Genomic DNA, 20,097 nt, shown 5'->3' with positions numbered 1-20,097 from the left:
TTCTCCCGGAGGTCACGCCATGACCCATACCCGCAAGCTCACCGAGCAGGACTACGCCACCATCGGTGCCGAGTTCGACGCCATCCGCAACCGCGTGCTGGCCGACCTGGGCAGCCGCGATGCCGACTACATCCGCGGCCTCATCAAGCGCCAGCGGCAGCTGGAGATCACCGGCCGCGGGCTGATGATGCTGCCCGTCACCTGGCTGCCCGGCGTCGCCGCGCTGTCGGTGTCGAAGATCCTCGACAACATGGAGATCGGCCACAACGTCATGCACGGCCAGTACGACTGGATGGGCGACCCCGCCGTGCATTCGAAGCACTTCGACTGGGACACGGCCGACACCGCCGAGAACTGGAAGCACACGCACAACTACGAGCACCACACCTTCACCAACGTGCTCGGCAAGGATCACGACATCGGCTACGGCCTGCTGCGCATGTCGGAGGACCAGCCCTGGGAGCCGCGCTTCCTGTTCAACGCGCCGCTGGCGGTGATCCTGCACCTCTTCTTCCAGCACTTCGTGGCCGTCCAGAACCTCAAGCTGGAGGACTATCTGGTCTACGGCACCAAGTCCCGCAAGCAGCTCGCGAAGGAGTTCAAGCCGGTCTGGAAGAAGATGCGCAAGCAGCTGGCCAAGGACTACGCGCTGTTCCCGGCGCTGGGCGGACCGTTCGCGCCTCTGGTCCTCCTGGGCAACGTGGCGGCCAACGCCACGCGCAACGTCTGGGCCTGCGCGGTGATCTTCAACGGGCACTTCCCGGAAGAGGTCGAGCAGTTCGACCCGTCGGTGATCGACAACGAGACCCGCGGCCACTGGTATGTCCGCCAGCTGCTGGGGTCCGCGAACTTCGAGGGCGGGCGCCTCATGCACATCATGAGCGGCAACCTGAGCTTCCAGATCGAGCATCACCTGTTCCCGGACCTGCCGGCGCACCGCTACGCGGAGATCGCGCCCGAAGTGCGCGCCATCTGCGAGCGGCACGGCCTGCCCTACAACACCGGGCCGTTCGTCAGGCAGGTGGCCTCCACCTGGAAGCGCATCCTGCGGCTCTCGCTGCCCGGCGGGCGCGGCAAGCGCACCGCCGACCACGCGACGCCGCCGGTGCACGCCCCGGCACCGCTGGCCGACGCGGCATAGACGGGGACCGGCACACCCCCGATGCAGCGCCTTCCGCGCTAGCATCGGGGCCCCTTCCCGCCGGTCCGCGCCATGCCGGAGACCGCTCGCGCCGAAGCCGGCGCGCCCGATCACACCGCCGCCCAGCAGGCGCTGGCCGGCGCCGATGCCGTCATGGAGCGACTGGTCGCGCGCTACGGTGACTGCACGCTGTGGCACACCGAGCGCGCCGCCTTCCCGACGCTGTGCAGCGCCATCATCGGCCAGCAGATCTCGACCAGGGCGGCGGCGACCGTGGAAGGACGTCTGCGCGAGCGCCTCGGCGGCGTCATCGATGCCGAGCGCATCCTGGCGGCCGATGACGACACCCTGCGCGGCGCCGGTCTGAGCGCCGCCAAGGCGCGCTACCTGCGCGCACTGGCCGTCGAACGCGAACGCATCGAGCCGGACCGGCTGCATCCGCTCGACGACCGTGCGGTCATCGCCGATCTCACCGCCATCCCGGGCATCGGCCCGTGGACCGCCGAGATGTTCCTGATCTTCGTGCTGCAGCGCCCGGATGTCTTCTCGATGGGCGACGTCGGGCTGCGCAACAGCATCAACCGGCTCTATGCCGATGGCGTCAGGCTGGACGCCCGCGCCACGCGCGCGATCACCGATGCCTGGACACCCTGGCGCTCGATCGCGAGCTGGTATCTGTGGCGCGTCGCCGACGGCGACGACGGCGTCTGGCAGTAGCCCCCTTTTGCGGGACGCAACCCGCGCGGCATCTCAGGTTAAGCTACGGCAACTTCAACACATGGCCACCGCGTAGCCGCCGCGAGGAGGGGGCATGCTGCGTATCGAGGATCTGGACGAGGCTGGCCGCACGCTCAAGCGGCGCCTGCGGTTCCCGCCGGCCATCGAGGCCATGTTCCGCGACGCCCAGGAAGCGCGCCATCGGGTCCCGCGCATCCTGTTCTTCTCGGTGATAGCGGTCGCGTTCGCGCTCGCTCCGCTGTACAACGATCTCGTGCTTCGGGTGTCGCCCGAGGCAAGGCCCCTGGTGCTCGCCATCGAGCTCGTCTGGGGGCTCCCGGCGATGGCGCTGTCGGCTCTGGCCTCCTGGCGCGACTGGCCCGACCCCATCACGCAGCCCGTGCAGACCTACGGCGTACTCAGCCTGTGGGGCGTCGTGCTGAGCCTGCAGGCGCTGGGCTATGCCGGCCAGGTCGCCTATCCGACCCATCTCGTCGCGCTGGCGGTGATCGCCGTCGCCACGTTCGGCGGTTACCGGACGCGCCGCTTCGTCCTGGGCGCCACCACGGTGCTGGCACTGGACCTGCTCATGCTGATCGGTTTCGGCGCCGCCGAGCAGACCATCGCGCACCGCACCTACGAAATGGTCTTCGTGTGGCTGATCGCGATCGGCGGCGCGGTCACCACCGACATGCTGACGCGCGCGCTGTGGCTGCGGCACTGCGAAGCGTGGGTGCTGTCGCGCACCGACCAGCTCACCGGCCTGCTCAACCGCGGCACGTTCTTCGCCGAGCTGGACCGGCTGCTTGCCCAGGCCCGGCGCGATGGAACGGCGATCGGCATCGCGCTCATCGACCTGGATCACTTCAAGCACATCAACGACCGCTTCGGCCATCTCGCCGGTGACGACATCATCCGCGCATCGGGACGGATGATCGCCGAGCGACTGGCGCGGCGTCCGCTGGATCTGCGGGCGCGCTACGGCGGGGAGGAGTTCGCGGTCGCGTGGTACGACATCGACTCCCGGCACTTCGGTGAACTGCTGGACCAGGTCCGGACCACTCTCGGCACCATCGCGCATCACGGCGAGGATGGCGACACCCATCGCGTCACGGCCAGTATCGGCGGCGTGTGCGTGGTGCCGCAGCCGTCCACGCGGACACTCGCGCTTATCGAGCAGGCCGACGCACTGCTCTACCGCGCCAAGGATGCCGGTCGCGATCGCGTGGCATGGCGGGATCTCGGCGAACCACGAACTCTGGCGGCCGGCGCATGACGGCGGGATCCGGACGCGGGTGCCGGGCGATCGCACCGTCGTCGCGACCGGGACGGCGCCACTCGACGCGACGGACGCCGAGGCACCGGCAGGTCCGCGTCAGTCGCCGACCCGGTCACTGTGGCCGAGCGCCCGGTCCGGCGCCACCACGTCGCGCACCGCGCGCTTGAGCTCGGTGATGTCGGGGAAGCGCCCGGCATCGGCGCGCGACCATACCCGCCTGCCGTCGGCGTGGACCTCGAAGACACCGCCGCTGGACGGACGCAGTGCCACCTCGTCGAGCTCGGCCTCGAAGGTGGTCAGCAGCTCCTGCGCCATCCAGGCCGCGCGCAGCAGCCAGCGGCACCGGGTGCAGTAGCGGATCTCGACGCGGTGTCCTGCGGCCATGTGCCGGCGGCGATCAGGTGCCCTGCATGGCCGCTTCGGCGCGACGCTGCATCTCGTCCGGCGCGACATCCTCGATGTGCGTGGCGACGTGCCAGTGATGGCCGAAGGGATCCTCGAAGGCGCCGACGCGGTCGCCATAGAACTGGTCGGCGACCTCGCGCAGGGCCCTGGCGCCGGCATCGAGCGCGCGCCGGAAGGTTGCGTCCACGTCCTCGACGTAGACGCTCAGGGTAACCGGCGTGCCGCCGACCGTCTTCGGCCCGTGCGCCCCCATGTCGGGCCATTCGTCGGCGAGCATCACCACCGAGTCGCCGATCTGCAGCTCGGCGTGCATCAGCCTGCCGCCGGGACCCGGCATGCGCATGCGCTCGGTGGCACCGAGCACCGCGCAGTAGAAGTCGATCGCCGCGCCCGCACCGTCGACCACCAGGTACGGCGAGACGCGGGGGTAATCGTCGGGGATGGGCTTGACCTGCGCCATGCGCTGCCTCCTGATGCGGTGCGATCTCGACACGCTACGCCCGGCGGATGATCGCCGCGTGACGGGCCCGTGGCAATGCTCAGTTCGATTCGCGGGTCACGTCGCGCACCGCGCGCGCGATCTCGGGTCCCTTGTACTCCTCGACGAAATGACCGATGTCCGGGTACACCGTGGTGCGCGACGCCATCTGCGGCAGCGCGTCGTGCCATTGCCGCATCACCGAATCCTTGGCGCACGGGTCCCACGCGCCGAAGATGCCGACCGCGGGAATGCCGGCGCCCCCCGGCCCCCACGCCGCCGGCACCGTCTGCTGCATGCGCCGGTAGAACGCGTGGTTGTCCTGCCGACCATGACGGGCATCGTCATAGGTGTAACCGTGCCCCCAGTAGGGGGTCTGCAGCACGTTGCGCTTCGAGCTGCGCGCGTTGGCGCGGCTGCGCAGCGATTCGGAGAACACCCGCGTGTCGGGGTCCGCGGCCGGAATGCCCAGCGCAAAGCGCGCCTGGTACGCCAGCATGCGCCCGTAGAGCCCCGCCAGCGACCCCGGGTTGCCGTTCGCGAGCACGCAGCCCGCAATACCGCCCCAAGCGCGGTCCGGCACGACATGGGGCGTGCGGCACCAGGGCAGGAAGCGCCACGGCCAGTTGGCATAGGTGTGGCCGTCGGGCGGCATCGGGAAGATCGTGCTGTTGAGCACCACCAGGCCGCGCACGCGCTCGGGCTCTTCGGTGAGCGCCCCTATGCCGATCGGCCCACCCCAGTCGTGCACCACCAGGATGACGTCGCGCAGATCGAGGTGCCGGACCAGCTGCACGAGATTGGCGGCGTGATGCATGTCCACCATCTCGAAGTCGGCCTGGTCGGAGATGCCGAACCCGATGTGGTCCGGTGCCACCATCCGCAGCGGCGCGCCGTCGGCGATGAGGGCGTCGCGCACGTGCCGATAGGTGTACGAGCACTCCGGATTGCCGTGCACGAAGAGCACCGTCGCCTCCGGTGCGCCGTCACCGATGACGTGGTCGTAGTAGAACTGGCGCTTGCCGGCATCCGGACCGTCCGGGATCGTGAACCAGCGCTCCGCGCCCGGCGGGGCATAGTGCTCCGGCACCGTGCGTAACGGCGAATTGCTGATGATCGCGATGCTCATGGCCTCCTCCGCTGGCGGGGCACGCGCCCCGGAGCCGGGCATTGTGCCCGGCGGCGCGCGCCGCCGCGAAGCGCTCAGGCGTCGGCATCCGCGCAGACGAACCAGGGACCGGCGATCTCGTAGGTCGCGCCGAGGTTGCGGCTGTCGCCGGGGCCGGAGGGACCGCTGTAGCCGCTGACGTAGAGCCGCTGCCCGTCCGGACTGAACGACGGCCCTGCCGGTTCGCCGTTGCCGAGCAGCTGCAGCATCGGGACCTGCCGACCGTCAGGCGTGATGGCGACCACCTGGGTGTCGTCGCCGTCCTCGCAGCAGACGATGTCGCCGTCCGGCGTCATGATGACGTTGTCGAGCGCGCTGAGGATATTCTCGGGACTCGAGTCATCGTCGTAGATCGCCTGGACGGTGGCGGCGCCGATGTCGTAGCGCCACAGACGATTGTCGCCCTTGGTCGAGAAGACGATGCCGTGATCGGCCGCGTGGTACCAGATGCCCTCGCCGCCGTCGAAATGCTCACCGCGCGGCACCTGGTAGCGGGTCGCCCGCAGCACCGCTTCGTGACGCACCAGATCCACCGGTTCCGGGTTGGGCACATCGACCCAGCGCACGGCGCGCGGCGTGAAGATGTCGCCGGGATCGACCACCGCCGCCTGCAGCAGACCGCGCGTCAGATCCGGACGCGAGCCATCGGCGACATTGGCGGCCGGAACGAAGCGATAGAAGAGCCCACCGTTGAAGCCGGCGTCGTTGCGCTGATCCTCGGTCATGTAGACGTGCATCGGATCGGCGAGCGGGTCGATGGCGCAGGCTTCGTGCTGGAACTTGCCGAGGGCCGGAAGCTTGACCGCGTCGGCGGCCGTGCCGAGCGGGAAGCACTCGTAGACGTAGCCGGAATCGGTCTCCTCGCAGCTCAGCCAGGTGCCCCAGGGCGTCGCGCCGCCGGCGCAGTTCTTGGTGCTGCCGGTCAGGATCGGGTACGCATCCACGAGCGTGCCGTCGGCATCGAAGCGCAGCGCGCCGACGCCGGCGGCGTCGTGGATGTCGTTCTTCTCGCTGTTGGAGACGTAGACCCAGCCACCGTCGGGCGCCGCGAAGCAGGCGCCGCCGTCCGGCTTTTCATGCCAGCGGTAGTCGCGCCCGGCAACGGGCGCGGCGCCCTCGGCGGCCACCCGCCGGACCGTGAAGCCCGGCGGCACGCGCACGCCGAACCGGTCGGGCTCGCCGAGCGGCCCGAGATTGCCGATGTTCGAGCGCAGCCCGGGCCGGCAGCCCGGCGCCGCGGGTGTGCCCACGCCGCCCTGGTCGGAACAGCCGAGCAGCCAGCCGGACTGGAGATAGACGCCGCCCACGGCGGCATCGCGCAGGAAACGTCGACGCGTGTAGCCGGGCATCGCGCAAGCCCCCGTGACCCGAGAAGGCGGGGAGCTTCGCGGACCGGCGTGTCGGAATGATGACAGCGCCGGGTGGCTGCGAGCGCCCTACTGGTTGCGTCGTGCCATGAAGGCCAGCCGCTCGAACAGATGCACGTCCTGCTCGTTCTTGAGCAGCGCGCCGTAGAGCGGTGGCAGGCTCTTCTTGACGCTGGACTCGCGGAGCGTCTCGGGCGGGATGTCGTCGGCCAGCAGGAGCTTGAGCCAGTCGAGCAGCTCCGAGGTGCTGGGCTTCTTCTTCAGCCCGGGCAGCTCGCGCAGCCCGAAGAAGACCTCCATGGCCTCGCGCACGAGCTGCTGGCGGATCTCCGGGAAGTGCACGTCGACGATCTGCTGCATCGTCTCGCGGTCCGGGAACTTGATGTAGTGGAAGAAGCAGCGCCGCAGGAAGGCGTCGGGCAGCTCCTTCTCGTTGTTCGACGTGATGATGATGATGGGCCGGTGCCTGGCGCGGATGGTCTTCTGCGTCTCGTAGACGTAGAACTCCATCTGGTCGAGCTCGCGCAGCAGGTCGTTGGGGAACTCGATGTCGGCCTTGTCGATCTCGTCGATCAGCAGCACCGGCTGGGTGTCGGACTCGAAGCACTCCCAGAGCTTGCCCTTGACGATGTAGTTGGCAATGTCGTGCACGCGATCGTCACCGAGCTGCGAATCGCGCAGGCGCGATACCGCGTCGTACTCGTACAGGCCCTGCTGCGCCTTGGTGGTGGACTTGATGGCCCAGTCGAAGATGGGGCGGTCGAGCGCGCGCGCCACTTCGAGCGCGAGCTGCGTCTTGCCGGTGCCGGGCTCGCCCTTGACCAGCAGCGGGCGCTCAAGGGTCACGGCCGCGTTGACGGCCATGTTCAGATCTTCGGTGGCGACGTAGTTGTCAGTACCTTCGAAACGCACGGGCCTTTCCTCGTCGTCGGAAGCGGGAAGCGAAAGCGCGCAGTGTACCGGCGCCGGCGCGCGCGTGAGCGCAGCGTGCAGCCGCGGGCGTCCGCTCTGGCCAGTACGCGCGCCTTCGGGTACCGTGCAGTCCGCATGCCAACCGAGACCGCCGAAATGCCGGACAGCGCCGATCCGCGTGGATTTCGCCCGCTCAATATCGCCGTGCTCACGGTGTCCGATTCGCGCACCCTGGCCGAAGACACCTCCGGCGACACGCTGACGGGCCGCCTCGGCGAGGCCGGCCATGTCCTCGCCGCGCGCGAACTCATTCCGGATGACATCTACCGCATGCGCGCGCTGGTGTCCGGCTGGATCGCCGATGCCGACGTCCATGTCGTGCTGATCACAGGGGGCACCGGCATCACGGGACGCGACAGCACGCCGGAAGCGATCCTGCCGCTGTTCGACCGCGAGATCACCGGCTTCGGCGAGCTCTTCCGCTGGCTCTCCTTCGAGGAGATCGGCGCCTCGACCATCCAGTCGCGCTGCGTGGCCGGCACTGCCAACGGCACGCTGATCTTCGCGCTGCCGGGGTCCACCGGCGCATGCCGCACGGCCTGGGATCGCATCCTGGGCAGCCAGCTGGATGCGCGCACGAAGCCCTGCAACTTCGTGTCGCTGATACCGCGCATGCGGGAGAACGCGCCGCCGCAGTGATCGGCGGCGGCCACGGCACCCGCCCGGGCCGGCGCCCCGTCCCGCGGCTCGCGCACGCCAACGACGCCGGATGCGCGGCCCGATGGCGCGCACGCGGCGTGCGAACGCGCTACTCGCTGGCGCGGGCCTCGAGGATCCCCACTGCGGGCAGGGTCTTGCCCTCGAGGAACTCGAGGAAGGCGCCGCCGCCGGTGGAGATGTAGCTGATGCGGTCCTCAACCCCGAAGGTATCGATGGCCGCCAGCGTGTCGCCGCCACCGGCCAGCGAGAACGCCGGACTGTCCGCGATGGCGCGCGCCAGCGTGCGCGTGCCCGAGGCGAAGGCGTCGTACTCGAAGACGCCGACCGGGCCGTTCCAGACGATGGTGCCGGCGTTGCGCAGCGAGGCGGCGAGCGCGCGCGCGCTCTTCGGGCCGATGTCGAGGATCATCTCGTCATCCATGACATCGCCCGCCGCGCGCACTTCCGCGCGCGCCTCGCTGGAAATCTCGGTGGCGACGATGACGTCCTCCGGCAGGGGGATGTCGCCACCGTTGGCGCGGATGCGCTCGTGGATGGCGCGCGCGGTCTCCACCATGTCCGCCTCGTACAGGCTCTTGCCGACCTTGAACCCGGCCGCGGCCAGGAAGGTGTTGGCGATGCCACCGCCGACGATGAGCTGATCGGCCTTGTCGGCCAGATTGGTGAGCACGTCGAGCTTGGTCGAGACCTTCGAGCCGCCGACGATGACGACCAGCGGCCGCTTGGGATCGGCCACCGCCTTGCCCAGCGCGTCGAGCTCCGATGCCAGCAGCGGGCCGGCACAGGCGATCCTGGCGAAGCGCGCCACGCCGTGCGTCGACGCCTCGGCCCGGTGCGCGGTGCCGAAGGCGTCGTTGACGTAGATGTCGCACTGCGCCGCCATGCGGCGCGCGAGCTGCTCGTCGTCCTCCTTCTCGCCCAGATTGAAGCGCGTGTTCTCGCCCACCGCGATCTGGCCGGGAGCAAGGTCGACGCCGTCCACCCAGTTGGAGATCAGCGGCACCACGCGGTCCAGGGCCTCGGACAGCCAGGCGGCCACCAGGGTCAGCGAGTTGTCCGGATCGAGCCTGCCGGGCTTCGGCCGCCCGAGATGCGAGGTGACGAGCACGGCAGCGCCGGCGTCCAGCGCGTGCTGGAGCGTCGGCAGCGAGGCGCGCAGCCGCGCGTCCGACGTGATGCGCCCGCCCGAGATGGGAACGTTGAGGTCCTGCCGGATGAGCAGACGCTTGCCGGCCAGGTCCAGATCGACCATCCGCAGGATGGGCACGGGCGCCACCCTTTCCATGTCAGCCCGCCCTGGACAGGGCCACCGCGGTATCGAGCATGCGGTTGGAGAAGCCCCATTCGTTGTCGTACCAGGCACAGACCTTGACGTTGCGGCCGATGGCCTTGGTCAGGCTCGGGTCGTAGGTGCTCGACGCCGGGTCGTGGTTGAAGTCGCTGGAGACGAGCGGACCGTCGCAGACGTTCAGGACGCCCTTGAGCGGGCCGGCGGCGGCGTCACGGATGAGCTTGTCGACCTCCTCGACACTGGTGTCGCGCTTGGCGAGGAAGCCGAGGTCGACCATCGAGACGTTGATGGTGGGCACGCGCACGGCGTAGCCGTCGAGCTTGCCGTTGAGCTCGGGGAGCACCAGCCCCACCGCCGCGGCGGCGCCGGTCTTGGCGGGGATCATGTTGTGCGGCGCCGAGCGCGCACGGCGCAGATCCGAGTGGTAGACGTCGGTCAGCACCTGGTCGTTGGTGTAGGCGTGGATGGTGGTCATCAACCCGGACTCGATGCCGATGCCGTCCTGCAGCGGCTTGACCAGCGGTGCCAGACAGTTGGTGGTGCACGAGGCGTTGGAGACGATATCGTCGCCGGCCGTCAGCGTGTCGTGGTTGACGCCGTAGACGATGGTCTTGAGGTCCTTGCCGGCCGGCGCCGAGATGACCACCTTCTTGGCCCCGCCGGTGAGGTGCGCGGAGGCCTTGTCCTTGCTGGCGAAGAAGCCGGTGCACTCGAGCACGACGTCGACGCCGAGGTCGCCCCACGGGAGCTTGGCCGGGTCGCGCTCGGCCAGCACCTTGATGCGCTTGCCGTTGACCACGAGGTATTCGCCATCCACCGATACCTCGCCGGGGAACCTGCCGTGGGCGGTGTCATAGCGGGTGAGATGGGCATTGGTCTCGGCCGGCCCGAGGTCGTTGATGGCGACGATCTCGATATCGTCGCGGCCGGACTCGAAGAGCGCGCGGAGCGTGTTGCGTCCGATGCGGCCGTAGCCGTTGATGCCAATCTTGACTGCCATGTGGGTTCCCCTGTCGGTCGGTGCGGCCGCGCGAGCGCCAGCCATCGCGTTGGTGGTGTGGATCAGTCGAGCAGCGCGCGCAGTCGCGTCACGACGTTCTCCGTGTCAATGCCGAAGAGGGCGAAGACATCGCCCGCCGGCGCCGACTCGCCGAAGCGGTCGACACCCAGCACGTCCCCGTCGAGGCCGACGAAGGCACGCCAGTAGTGGGTCACGCCCGCCTCGACGGCGAGGCGCTTGCGCAGCGCGTTCGGCAGGACGCGCTCGCGATATTCGGCGTCCTGCGCCAGGAAACGCTCGACGCACGGCAGGGACACCACGCGCACGGCGCGGCCCTCGGCATTCAGCGTCTGCGCGGCGGAGACCGCCAGCGGCACCTCGGAGCCGGTGGCGAGGATCACGGCCTCGGGCGCGGCGTCCGGATCGAGCAGCACGTAGCCACCACGGCGGATGCCGTCGACCTGCTCGGCGGTGTGCGGCGGGAGGTCTACGTTCTGCCGCGTGAAGAGCAGCGCGCTGGGGCCGTCGGCGCGCTCGACCGCGGCCTGCCACGCAATGGTGGATTCCAGCAGGCTCGCCGGCCGCCAGACGTCGAGGCCCGGAATCATGCGCAGCGCCGCGGCATGCTCCACGGACTGGTGGGTGGGGCCGTCCTCGCCGAGGCCGATCGAATCGTGCGTGTACACGAACACGCTGCGGCAGTGCATCAGTGCGGCCATGCGCACGGCATTGCGCGCGTAGTCCGAGAAGGTCAGGAAGGTGCCGCCGTACGGGATGAAGCCGCCGTGCAGCGCGAGCCCGTTCATGATCGCGCTCATGCCGAACTCGCGCACGCCGTAGTGCACGTAGCGGCCATCCGGCTCGCTCGGCGTGATGGCGGTGGCGCCCTTCCACTGCGTCCCGTTGGACGGCGTAAGGTCGGCGGAGCCGCCGAGCAGCTCCGGCATTGCGGGCCCGAGGGCATCGAGAACGGCCTGCGAGGCCTTGCGGGTGGCCACCGGCTTGTCGGCGGCCAGCCCCCTGGCGACCAGATCCTCCACCAGCGCGGCCCAGTTCTCGGGCAGCTCGCCGCGCAGCCGGCGCTCGAGCTCGGCGGCATCCTCGGGATGCTCGCGCCGGTAGGCCTCCAGCCTTTCGTCCCACTGGTGCTGCAGCTTGCCGCCGGCCTCGCGCGCATCCCATGCGGCGTAGACCTCGTCCGGAATCTCGAAGGGTGCGTGCGACCAGCCGAGCTCGGCGCGCGTGGCGCGGATCTCCTCGTCGCCGAGCGCTTCGCCGTGCGCCTTGGCGGTGCCCTGGCGATTGGGGGATCCGCAGCCGATGACGGTACGGCACTGCACCAGCGTCGGCTGGCCGTTGCCCTCGCGGGCGTTCTCGATGGCGGCCTGGATTTCGGCGTGACTGTGGCCGTCCACGTTGCGGATGACCCGCCAGCCGTAGGCCTCGAAGCGCGTCACGGTGTCGTCCGAGAACCAGTCGGCGCACTCGCCGTCGATGGAGATGCCGTTGTCGTCATAGAAGACGATGAGCTTGTCCAGCCCGAGCGAGCCCGCCAGCGAGCAGACCTCGTGCGAGATGCCCTCCATCAGGCAGCCGTCACCCACGAAGCAGTAGGTGTAGTGATCGACCAGCGCGTGGCGCTCCTTGTTGAAGCGCAGCGCCAGCAGCTTCTCGGCCAGTGCCATGCCGACGGCATTGGCCAGCCCCTGCCCGAGCGGACCGGTGGTGGTCTCCACCCCCGGCGTGATGCCGACCTCGGGATGCCCCGGCGTCTTGGAGTGCAGCTGACGGAAGTTGCGCAGCTCGTCCAGCGACAGGTCGTAGCCCGCGAGGTGCAGCAGCGCGTACTGCAGCATCGAGCCATGACCGTTCGACAGCACGAAGCGGTCGCGATCGGCCCAGGCGGGATCGCGCGGATTGTGGCGCAGGAAGTCCCGCCACAGCACGGTCGCGATGTCGGCCATGCCCATGGGCATGCCGGGATGGCCGCTGTTGGCGGCCTGGACGGCGTCCATGGACAGCGCGCGGACGGCGTTGGAAAGCGTGGTCTGGTCGATGCTCAATTGACAGGCGTCCCCGAGCGGCGCACGCAGGCGCGGCCACGGATAGGAATGGAATGCAGTCCGCTATTTTCGCCCGCCGACCAGCGCGCCGGCAACCACGGCGACGCGGCGGGATCGCCGCACTCGTGGCGGCGCCCCGGAATTCCGTTCTACAACAGCGGCCTGCGCGTCAGGGCATGCCGTGCACGAGGCGCGCGAGCTCGCTGCGCGACGCCACCCCGAGCTTGGCGTAGGCGCGATAGAGGTGGCTGGAGACGGTGGTGGGCGCCAGCCCGAGCTCGCGTCCCGCCTCCTTGTGCGACAGCCCCCGGCTCACCGCCTGGACCACCTCGCGCTCGCGTACCGTGAGGCGGTCCAGGGGGGTCTCTTCCCAGATGCGCAGCAGGAAGATGTCCGACAGCGGCTGCACCTCGACGCAGAGATCCTCGACGGCGAAGCGCGACTCGGTGCCGATGCGCCCGGCGATGGCTTCGGGCAGATGCATGCCCTGCCAGTCCGGCACGTGCTTGGCGAGCAGTGCGATGAACTCGGGCTCGGCTTCGTGCAGGACACCGCGGCCGTCGGCGACCGCCGCCGGCCGCTCGGAATGCTCGGACGCCGGCCGCGCCAGATGCAGGAAGAAGTTGTGCGAGCAGGCATGCACCATGTGGAAGGCCGCCACGCGGAAGTGCTGACGGTCCGCCTCGCTGAACGGCTGGTCGCGGTCGAACCGGTACAGCGACAGCAGCGTGTACAGGCCGCAGCGCGGGTCCATGTGGCCCGAGCTGAGAATGCGCTCGACGCCGAAGGGCCGGAAGCACTTGCGATAGATCTCGCTGCGGTAGAAGCGCGCGTCCGGAACCGCGTCGCGCATGTCCATGGGAATGCCGTCGCTGTCCGCCAGGCGCGGGTAGAGCGGATTGTGGTCGCGCCACTCCTGCAGCGCCTTCGCGAAGGCCTGGTCGAGGCCGAACACCTTGACGTTGTGGAACTGCCCGCGCTCGGCGTGCCCCATTCCCCAGACCGCGGCGTCGTGCGGCACGACCGCCTTGAGCTGCTGCAGGGCCCAGCGCTGGAAATCCTCGGCCGGGCGCTCGACGCCGGAACGGTAGAGACGGCTGACCAGTCGCTGCAGATCGTCCACGAACTCAGGCCGCCGGGCGCCACTTGATGTTGCAGCCCATGCTGGGCTGCTGCGGCTCGGGCGGCGTCGCGCCGGCGAGCATGCCACTCAGCGCGGCGCGCAGGTCGGCGCCGTCGTTGGGGGCCTCGTTCCCCGGCGTCGCGCCGTCGAGCCGACCGCGGTAGTAGAGCTTGAGCTCGCGGTCGAACAGATAGAAATCCGGCGTGCAGGCGGCCTGATAGGCGTGCGCGACGTCCTGCCCGGCGTCGTGCAGATAACGGAAGGGGTAGGCGTAGCGCCGCGCCTCCTCGGCCATCCGCTCGGGGGCGTCCTCGGGATAGTGATCGGCGTCGTTGGCGGAGATGGCCACCACGCCCACGCCCCGGGCCAGCGCATCGTTACCCAGTCGGACCAGTTCGTCGCGGATGTGCTTCACGTAGGGGCAATGATTGCAGATGAACATGACCAACAGGCCGGCACTGCCGCGGACCGCATCGCGCGCCACCGTCTCGCCGGACAGCGGCTCGGGCAGCGCGAAATCGGGCGCGGGCGTGCCCAGCGGCAGCATCGTCGACGGGGTGAGAGCCATCTGCGCTTCCCTCCTTCACAACCGGTGTGTCGTGAGTCTATCGCGCCGGCGACTGGCACGGCAGGGCCCGGATGCGTTAGAGTATTCGTTTATCCGCATAAGCGAAAAAGCAGGAGAGCAACGCAGTGACAGAGTATCTATTCACTTCGGAGTCCGTCTCCGAGGGCCATCCGGACAAGATGGCTGACCAGATTTCCGACGCGGTGGTGGACGCCATCCTCGCGCAGGACCCGCACGCCCGCATCGCCTGCGAGTCGCTCGTCAAGACCGGCATCGCCATGCTGGCCGGCGAGGTCACCACCACGGCCACCGTCGACTTCGAGGAGCTCGTCCGCGAGGTCATCAACGGCATCGGCTACACCTCGTCGGACGTCGGCTTCGACGGCAGCACCTGCGGCGTGCTCAACGGCCTGGGCAAGCAGAGCCCGGACATCGCGCAGGGCGTCGATCGCGCCAAGCCCGAGGATCAGGGCGCCGGCGATCAGGGCCTGATGTTCGGCTACGCCTGCGACGAGACGCCCGAGCTGATGCCGGCGCCGATCCAGTTCTCGCACCGCATGGTGCAGAAGCAGTCGGAGCTGCGGAAGTCGGGCAAGCTCGGCTGGCTGCGCCCCGACGCCAAGTCGCAGGTGAGCATCCGCTATGCCGACGGCAAGCCGTCGGGCATCGACGCCATCGTGCTCTCCACGCAGCACGACCCGGACGTTTCGCAGGAAGCCCTCCGCGAGGCGGTCATGGAGGAGATCGTCAAGCCGGTGCTGCCGGCCGACTGGATCAAGAGCGATACCAAGATCCACATCAACCCGACCGGCAACTTCGTCATCGGCGGCCCGGTGGGTGACTGCGGTCTGACCGGCCGCAAGATCATCGTCGACACCTACGGCGGTATGGCGCGCCACGGAGGTGGTGCGTTCTCCGGTAAGGATCCGTCCAAGGTTGACCGCTCTGCCGCTTACGCCGGCCGTTACGTAGCCAAGAACATCGTCGCCGCCGGCCTGGCCGACAAGTGCGAGATCCAGGTGTCCTACGCCATCGGCGTAGCCCAACCGACGTCGATCTCCCTGAACACCTTCGGAACCGGCAAGATCAGCGACGACAAGATCATTGAACTGGTGCGCCAGAACTTCGATCTGCGCCCGTATGCGATTACCAACATGCTTGACCTGCTGCATCCGATGTATCGGGCAACAGCCGCCTACGGCCACTTCGGTCGCGACCCCTATGAAATGACGGTTGGCGGCAAAACCTTTACCGCCTTCCCGTGGGAGAAGACCGATCGCGCCGCGGCCCTGAAGGATGCTGCTGGTATCTAAACCGATTTCGGGCGTATGTCATCAGGCATACGCCCAAGCCAAACTGATTGAACTGACAGGAGAACACCATGAGCACTCCCGCAGAAAAGCTGAACAGCTTTGACGACTACAAAGTTCGCGATATTTCCCTGGCCGGCTGGGGCCGCAAGGAAATCAACATCGCTGAAGGCGAAATGCCGGCCCTGATGAAGCTCCGCGAGAAATACAAAGCCGAGCAGCCGCTGAAAGGCGCCAATGTGATGGGCTGTATCCACATGACCATCCAGACCGCCGTGTTGATCGAGACGCTGATTGAACTGGGTGCGAACGTGCGCTGGTCCTCGTGCAACATCTTCTCCACCCAGGACCAGGCCGCGGCCGCCATCGCCGCGCAGGGCATTCCCGTGTTTGCCTGGAAGGGCGAAACCGACGAAGAGTACGACTGGTGCCTGGAGCGTACGGTCGGAGCCGATGTAGACGGCTGGGAACCGAACATGATTCTGGACGACGGCGGCGATCTGACCGCCCTGCTCCATGAGAAGTACCCGGAAATCCTGGCTAACTGCCACGGCGTGACCGAAGAAACCACCACCGGTGTGCATCGTCTTCAGGAAATGCTGCGCGAGGGCACTCTGAAGGTACCGGCCATCAACGTGAACGACGCAGTCACCAAGGCCAAGAACGACAACAAATACGGTTGTCGCCACAGCCTGAACGACGCCATCAAGCGCGCTACCGACCACCTGATGGCAGGCAAGAAAGCCCTGGTGATCGGCTATGGTGATGTAGGCAAGGGCTCTGCTGCCTCCCTTCGCCAGGAAGGCATGATTGTAAAAGTGACCGAGGCCGACCCCATCTGTGCCATGCAAGCCTGCATGGACGGATTCGAAGTTGTGTCTCCGTACATTGACGGCGTGAACACCGGTACCGAGTCTGCCGTGAACCGCGACCTGCTGCAGAACACCGATCTGCTGGTCACCACCACCGGCAACATGAACGTGTGCGACGCGCACATGCTCAAAGCCCTGAAAAGCGGTGCCGTGGTGTGCAACATCGGTCACTTCGACAACGAGATCGATACCGCCTACATGCGCAAGAACTGGGAATGGGACGAGGTGAAGCCGCAGGTGCACGTTGTGTACCGTGACAAGGCCACCAACGACCACCTGATCCTGCTGTCCGAAGGCCGCCTGGTGAACCTGGGCAACGCCACCGGTCACCCGTCACGGATCATGGATGGCTCCTTTGCCAACCAGGTTCTGGCCCAGATGTACCTGTTCGAGCGCAAGTTCGCCGATCTGCCGGAAGATGCCCGCGAGAAAGGCGTATACGTTCAGGTTCTGCCCAAGCACCTGGACGAGGAAGTGGCTCGGGCCATGGTGGAAGGCTTTGGTGGTGTTATCACCAAGATGACGCCGGAGCAGGCCAAATACATCGGTGTACCGGTCGAAGGCCCGTACAAGCCAGAAAGCTACAAGTACTGATCGGGTAAACAGATGCAATCCCAGAAACAGTTCAAGCGTCGTTTCAGCTTTGAGTTTTTCCCGCCCAAGACCGACCAGGGCAAGGAAAAGCTGCAGAACGTTATCGATAAATTGGCCGTTAACACCCCGGATTACATGACCGTTACCTTCGGCGCCGGTGGTTCCACCCGGGACCGCACCATCGAGACCGTGCTCAACCTGCATAGCCAGGGCATTTCCACGGCACCTCATCTTTCCTGCGTCGGGGGCACCCGCCAGGAAATCGGGGAGCTGCTGGATCTTTACCGGGAGCACGGAATCAACCGGATTGTCGCCCTGCGGGGCGACATGCCCTCCGGTATGGGAGCCGCCGGTGAGCTGCGCTATGCCAACGAGCTGGTGGAGTTTATCCGCGAGCACAGCGGCGATACCTTTAACCTGGAAGTAGCCGCGTATCCTGAGTTTCATCCTCAGGCCCGCAACGCCGAAGAAGATCTGAAGAACTTTGCCCGCAAGGTTCAGGCCGGTGCGAATAGCGCCATCACCCAGTACTTCTTTAATGCAGACAGCTACTTCTACTTCATCGACCGGCTGGAGAAAATGGGCGTTACCATTCCGGTGGTACCGGGCATCATGCCCATCGTCAATTTCTCCAACCTGGTTCGTTTCTCCGACATGTGCGGCGCGGAAATTCCTCGCTGGATTCGCAAACAGCTCGAAGCCTACGGCGACGACAGCGATTCCATCCGCAAGTTCGGTGAGGAAGTGGTTACTGAGATGTGCGAGAAGCTCCTGGCAGCAGGCGCGCCGGGCTTGCATTTCTACACCCTGAATCAGGTAGAGCCCAGCATCAGCATCTGGAAGAATCTGGGCATCAGTGAGCGGGAGAAGATTGCGTTTTAAGGCTTCGCGCTATCCGCTCTCCACGAAATAAAAGGGGCAGATGAACACTCTCATCTGCCCCTTTTTATTCCCCTCTCCGGCGGGACCTCCCCGCCAAGCATTTGATTTCCTGTATACATCTGCGTAATAGTCTAAAGTGTATGTGATGCAGTTCCATCAACGCTCCCCGGAGATCGCCGTCAACAGCAGTGATTGGTCCGGCTTGCCTTACCGGGCAAATGGAGCCTCATAAGAAAGAAAAGGAGAATGTATGAGCACGAAGTGGCTGAAGACCGTAAGCGCCAGCCTGGCACTGACCGTTGCCGCAGGAACCGTGAGCGCAGAAACCCTGCGCGTCGTCACTGACCCGAGTTTCGTTCCGTTTGAAATGATGGACCAGGAAACCGGTGAGATGATCGGTTTCGATATGGAGATCATCCGCGAGGTAGCCGACCGTGCAGGTTTCGAAATTGACCTCAACACCATGGACTTCAACGGCATCATCCCGGCCCTGCAAACCGGCAACGTCGACATTGCCATTGCCGGCATCACGATTACTGAAGAGCGTGAAGAAATCGTCGATTTCTCCGACCCGTACTACGACTCGGGTCTGCGAATCCTCGTTCGCGAGGGTAATGACGACGTTAGCGAATTCGACGACCTCGAAGGCAAGAAAATCGGCACCAAGATCGGTAGCACCAGTTATGACTACCTGGTCAAGAACCTTGACGCCGATGACGGTGTAACCCCCTATCCGGGCAGCTCTGATATGTACATGGCGCTGATGTCCCGTGCCATTGACGCAGTGTTCTACGATGCGCCAAACGTTGGCTACTTTGCCCGCACCAAAGGTGAAGGCAAGGTGACAACCGTCGGCCCGCTGTACGAAGGCCAGCAGTATGGTATTGCCCTCAAGAGTGGCAGTGAGTGGGTTGATGATGTAAACGAAGCCCTTGCCGCAATGAAGGAAGATGGTACTTACAAAACCATCTACGAAAAATGGTTTGGCCCCATGCCCGAGGGCATGTAAGGGCTCCCGGACCCCAGAGGTCTGATTCCCTTTGCCGGGGCTTCACTGCCCCGGCACTTCGTGACTCCAAAACTCTGCGGAGACTCTCACTGTGGAATTCCAGTTTCAGTTCGACTGGCAGGCAGCCATCGACTCTATCCCTTTTCTGATAAAAGGGATCCCCTACACCCTGCTGATTTCCTTCGGCGGTCTTCTGATCGGTTTTGCTCTGGGCATTTTCTTTGGCCTGCTGAGCATCAACAAGAAGTGGTTCCTGCGGTGGCCGGCAACCGCCTACATCGAAATCTTTCGTGGCACTCCGATCCTGGTTCAGGTCCTCTTTATTTTCTACGGCCTGCCCGACCTGATTGGCGGTCCCATTGATCCCTTGACGGCCGGCATCGCGGCCATCGCTTTGAACTCCGGCGCCTACATATCCGAGGTAGTCCGCGGTGGTGTTCAGTCCATCGATAAAGGCCAGACCGAGGCCGGCCTCTCTCTGGGGTTATCCCGTACCCAGACCTTCTGGTCTGTCGTGTGGCCTCAGGCGTTCCGCCGGATGATTCCGCCGCTGGGCAACCAGGCTATCGTCAGCATCAAGGACACCTCTCTGTTCTCGGTGATTGGCGTGGGCGAACTGGTACGCCAGGGCCAGATCTATATTGCCAACACCTTTACCGCGTTTGAGGTGTATTTTGTGGTCGCGATCCTATACCTGGCCATTACCCTGTCCCTGTCCATCATTCTCCGCTTCGTTGAGCGGCGCGGACTGGCTTCTGTCTGAAGGAACGTTACCCATGACTCAGATTGTGAAAATGAAGGGCATGAACAAGTACTTCGGGAAACTGCATGTCCTTAAAGATATTGACCTTACCGTTGAACAGGGCGAAGTGGTGGTTATTATCGGGGCCAGCGGCTCCGGCAAATCCACCCTGATTCGCTGCGTGAACGGACTTGAAGAGTATGAATCCGGAACACTGGAAGTGGACGGCCAGCAGCTCGCGCCCAAGAGCGGCAATCCGAAAGCTCTGGCTGAAATCCGCAAGGAAGTGGGGATGGTATTCCAGCAGTTCAATCTCTTCCCTCACCTCACGGTGAAGAGAAACATTATGCTGGCGCCCAAGAAGGTCAAAGAGACTCCCGAAACCGTCGCCAACGCCACCGCAGAGCGTTTGCTGAACCGGGTAGGCATCGGCAACCAGGCCGACAAGTACCCCAG

General features: G+C 66.2%; 20 protein-coding genes. 10 read left to right on the top strand and 10 right to left on the bottom strand.

Annotation, left to right across the window (positions count from 1 at the left end):
- The first annotated feature begins 19 nt into the window (after nucleotides 1-19).
- The 3 genes from KAH28_RS15590 (at nucleotide 20) to KAH28_RS15580 (ending at nucleotide 3,134) form a co-directional block, all read left to right on the top strand.
- Nucleotides 20-1,141, top strand: coding sequence for an acyl-CoA desaturase (locus KAH28_RS15590; protein WP_290578203.1), 1,122 nt, complete (start codon nucleotides 20-22; stop codon nucleotides 1,139-1,141).
- Nucleotides 1,142-1,213: 72 nt separating this feature from the next.
- A complete protein-coding gene (locus KAH28_RS15585) occupies nucleotides 1,214-1,858 on the top strand; it encodes a DNA-3-methyladenine glycosylase 2 family protein (RefSeq protein WP_290578201.1) in 645 nt (214 codons plus the stop codon).
- Between the two features lie 94 nt (nucleotides 1,859-1,952).
- Nucleotides 1,953-3,134, top strand: a complete 1,182-nt coding sequence (locus tag KAH28_RS15580) for a GGDEF domain-containing protein (RefSeq protein WP_290578199.1) — start codon at nucleotides 1,953-1,955, stop codon at nucleotides 3,132-3,134.
- 99 nt (nucleotides 3,135-3,233) lie between these two features.
- Here the strand turns inward: KAH28_RS15580 and KAH28_RS15575 are convergent, their stop codons facing one another.
- From KAH28_RS15575 to KAH28_RS15555, 5 genes are all read right to left on the bottom strand, one after another.
- Nucleotides 3,234-3,521: a SelT/SelW/SelH family protein gene (locus KAH28_RS15575; protein ID WP_290578197.1), complete on the bottom strand. Its 288-nt coding sequence runs from the start codon at nucleotides 3,519-3,521 to the stop codon at nucleotides 3,234-3,236.
- A gap of 13 nt (nucleotides 3,522-3,534) precedes the next feature.
- Nucleotides 3,535-4,002: a VOC family protein gene (locus tag KAH28_RS15570; protein ID WP_290578195.1), complete on the bottom strand. Its 468-nt coding sequence runs from the start codon at nucleotides 4,000-4,002 to the stop codon at nucleotides 3,535-3,537.
- Between the two features lie 79 nt (nucleotides 4,003-4,081).
- Nucleotides 4,082-5,149, bottom strand: coding sequence for an alpha/beta fold hydrolase (locus KAH28_RS15565; protein ID WP_290578193.1), 1,068 nt, complete (start codon nucleotides 5,147-5,149; stop codon nucleotides 4,082-4,084).
- Between the two features lie 74 nt (nucleotides 5,150-5,223).
- Nucleotides 5,224-6,537, bottom strand: a complete 1,314-nt coding sequence (locus KAH28_RS15560) for an alkaline phosphatase PhoX (protein WP_290578191.1) — start codon at nucleotides 6,535-6,537, stop codon at nucleotides 5,224-5,226.
- An 87-nt stretch (nucleotides 6,538-6,624) separates the two neighbouring features.
- Complete coding sequence (locus KAH28_RS15555; protein WP_366918211.1) at nucleotides 6,625-7,419, bottom strand: MoxR family ATPase; 795 nt, start codon at nucleotides 7,417-7,419, stop codon at nucleotides 6,625-6,627.
- A gap of 183 nt (nucleotides 7,420-7,602) precedes the next feature.
- On the opposite strand from KAH28_RS15555, the gene moaB reads away from it, so the two are divergent.
- Nucleotides 7,603-8,166 carry a molybdenum cofactor biosynthesis protein B gene (gene moaB, locus KAH28_RS15550; protein ID WP_366918210.1) on the top strand — a complete coding sequence of 188 codons (564 nt, stop codon included), beginning with the start codon at nucleotides 7,603-7,605 and terminating at the stop codon, nucleotides 8,164-8,166.
- A gap of 109 nt (nucleotides 8,167-8,275) precedes the next feature.
- On the opposite strand, the gene KAH28_RS15545 is transcribed toward moaB, so the two are convergent.
- The 5 genes from KAH28_RS15545 to KAH28_RS15525 form a co-directional block, all read right to left on the bottom strand.
- Nucleotides 8,276-9,454, bottom strand: a complete 1,179-nt coding sequence (locus KAH28_RS15545) for a phosphoglycerate kinase (protein ID WP_290578187.1) — start codon at nucleotides 9,452-9,454, stop codon at nucleotides 8,276-8,278.
- A 19-nt stretch (nucleotides 9,455-9,473) separates the two neighbouring features.
- A complete protein-coding gene (gene gap, locus KAH28_RS15540) occupies nucleotides 9,474-10,478 on the bottom strand; it encodes a type I glyceraldehyde-3-phosphate dehydrogenase (protein WP_290578185.1) in 1,005 nt (334 codons plus the stop codon).
- Nucleotides 10,479-10,540: 62 nt separating this feature from the next.
- Nucleotides 10,541-12,541 (bottom strand): transketolase, encoded by a 2,001-nt coding sequence (tkt, locus tag KAH28_RS15535; RefSeq protein ID WP_366918209.1) that lies wholly within the window; start codon nucleotides 12,539-12,541, stop codon nucleotides 10,541-10,543.
- Nucleotides 12,542-12,710: 169 nt separating this feature from the next.
- Complete coding sequence (locus tag KAH28_RS15530) at nucleotides 12,711-13,664, bottom strand: helix-turn-helix transcriptional regulator (RefSeq protein WP_290578183.1); 954 nt, start codon at nucleotides 13,662-13,664, stop codon at nucleotides 12,711-12,713.
- A gap of 4 nt (nucleotides 13,665-13,668) precedes the next feature.
- Nucleotides 13,669-14,232, bottom strand: coding sequence for a thioredoxin family protein (locus KAH28_RS15525; RefSeq protein WP_290578181.1), 564 nt, complete (start codon nucleotides 14,230-14,232; stop codon nucleotides 13,669-13,671).
- A 125-nt stretch (nucleotides 14,233-14,357) separates the two neighbouring features.
- Between KAH28_RS15525 and metK the strand changes: the two genes are divergently transcribed.
- The 6 genes from metK to KAH28_RS15495 form a co-directional block, all read left to right on the top strand.
- Complete coding sequence (gene metK, locus KAH28_RS15520) at nucleotides 14,358-15,545, top strand: methionine adenosyltransferase (RefSeq protein WP_290578179.1); 1,188 nt, start codon at nucleotides 14,358-14,360, stop codon at nucleotides 15,543-15,545.
- Nucleotides 15,546-15,613: 68 nt separating this feature from the next.
- The gene (ahcY, locus tag KAH28_RS15515) at nucleotides 15,614-17,008 is read left to right on the top strand and encodes an adenosylhomocysteinase (protein WP_008175303.1); all 1,395 of its coding nucleotides are present in this window, start codon (nucleotides 15,614-15,616) and stop codon (nucleotides 17,006-17,008) included.
- Between the two features lie 12 nt (nucleotides 17,009-17,020).
- Nucleotides 17,021-17,890: a methylenetetrahydrofolate reductase [NAD(P)H] gene (gene metF / locus KAH28_RS15510; RefSeq protein ID WP_290578175.1), complete on the top strand. Its 870-nt coding sequence runs from the start codon at nucleotides 17,021-17,023 to the stop codon at nucleotides 17,888-17,890.
- Nucleotides 17,891-18,140: 250 nt separating this feature from the next.
- Nucleotides 18,141-18,899 carry a transporter substrate-binding domain-containing protein gene (locus tag KAH28_RS15505; protein ID WP_008175305.1) on the top strand — a complete coding sequence of 253 codons (759 nt, stop codon included), beginning with the start codon at nucleotides 18,141-18,143 and terminating at the stop codon, nucleotides 18,897-18,899.
- A 91-nt stretch (nucleotides 18,900-18,990) separates the two neighbouring features.
- Nucleotides 18,991-19,662 (top strand): amino acid ABC transporter permease, encoded by a 672-nt coding sequence (locus tag KAH28_RS15500; protein WP_014578168.1) that lies wholly within the window; start codon nucleotides 18,991-18,993, stop codon nucleotides 19,660-19,662.
- Between the two features lie 13 nt (nucleotides 19,663-19,675).
- The coding region (locus KAH28_RS15495; protein ID WP_290578162.1) for an ATP-binding cassette domain-containing protein at nucleotides 19,676-20,097 on the top strand (422 nt) is incomplete at its 3' end.

The organism is Algiphilus sp., from assembly GCF_023145115.1.
Taxonomy (GTDB): Bacteria; Pseudomonadota; Gammaproteobacteria; order Nevskiales; family Nevskiaceae; genus Algiphilus.
This window is presented reverse-complemented; position numbering and strand designations above follow the sequence as displayed.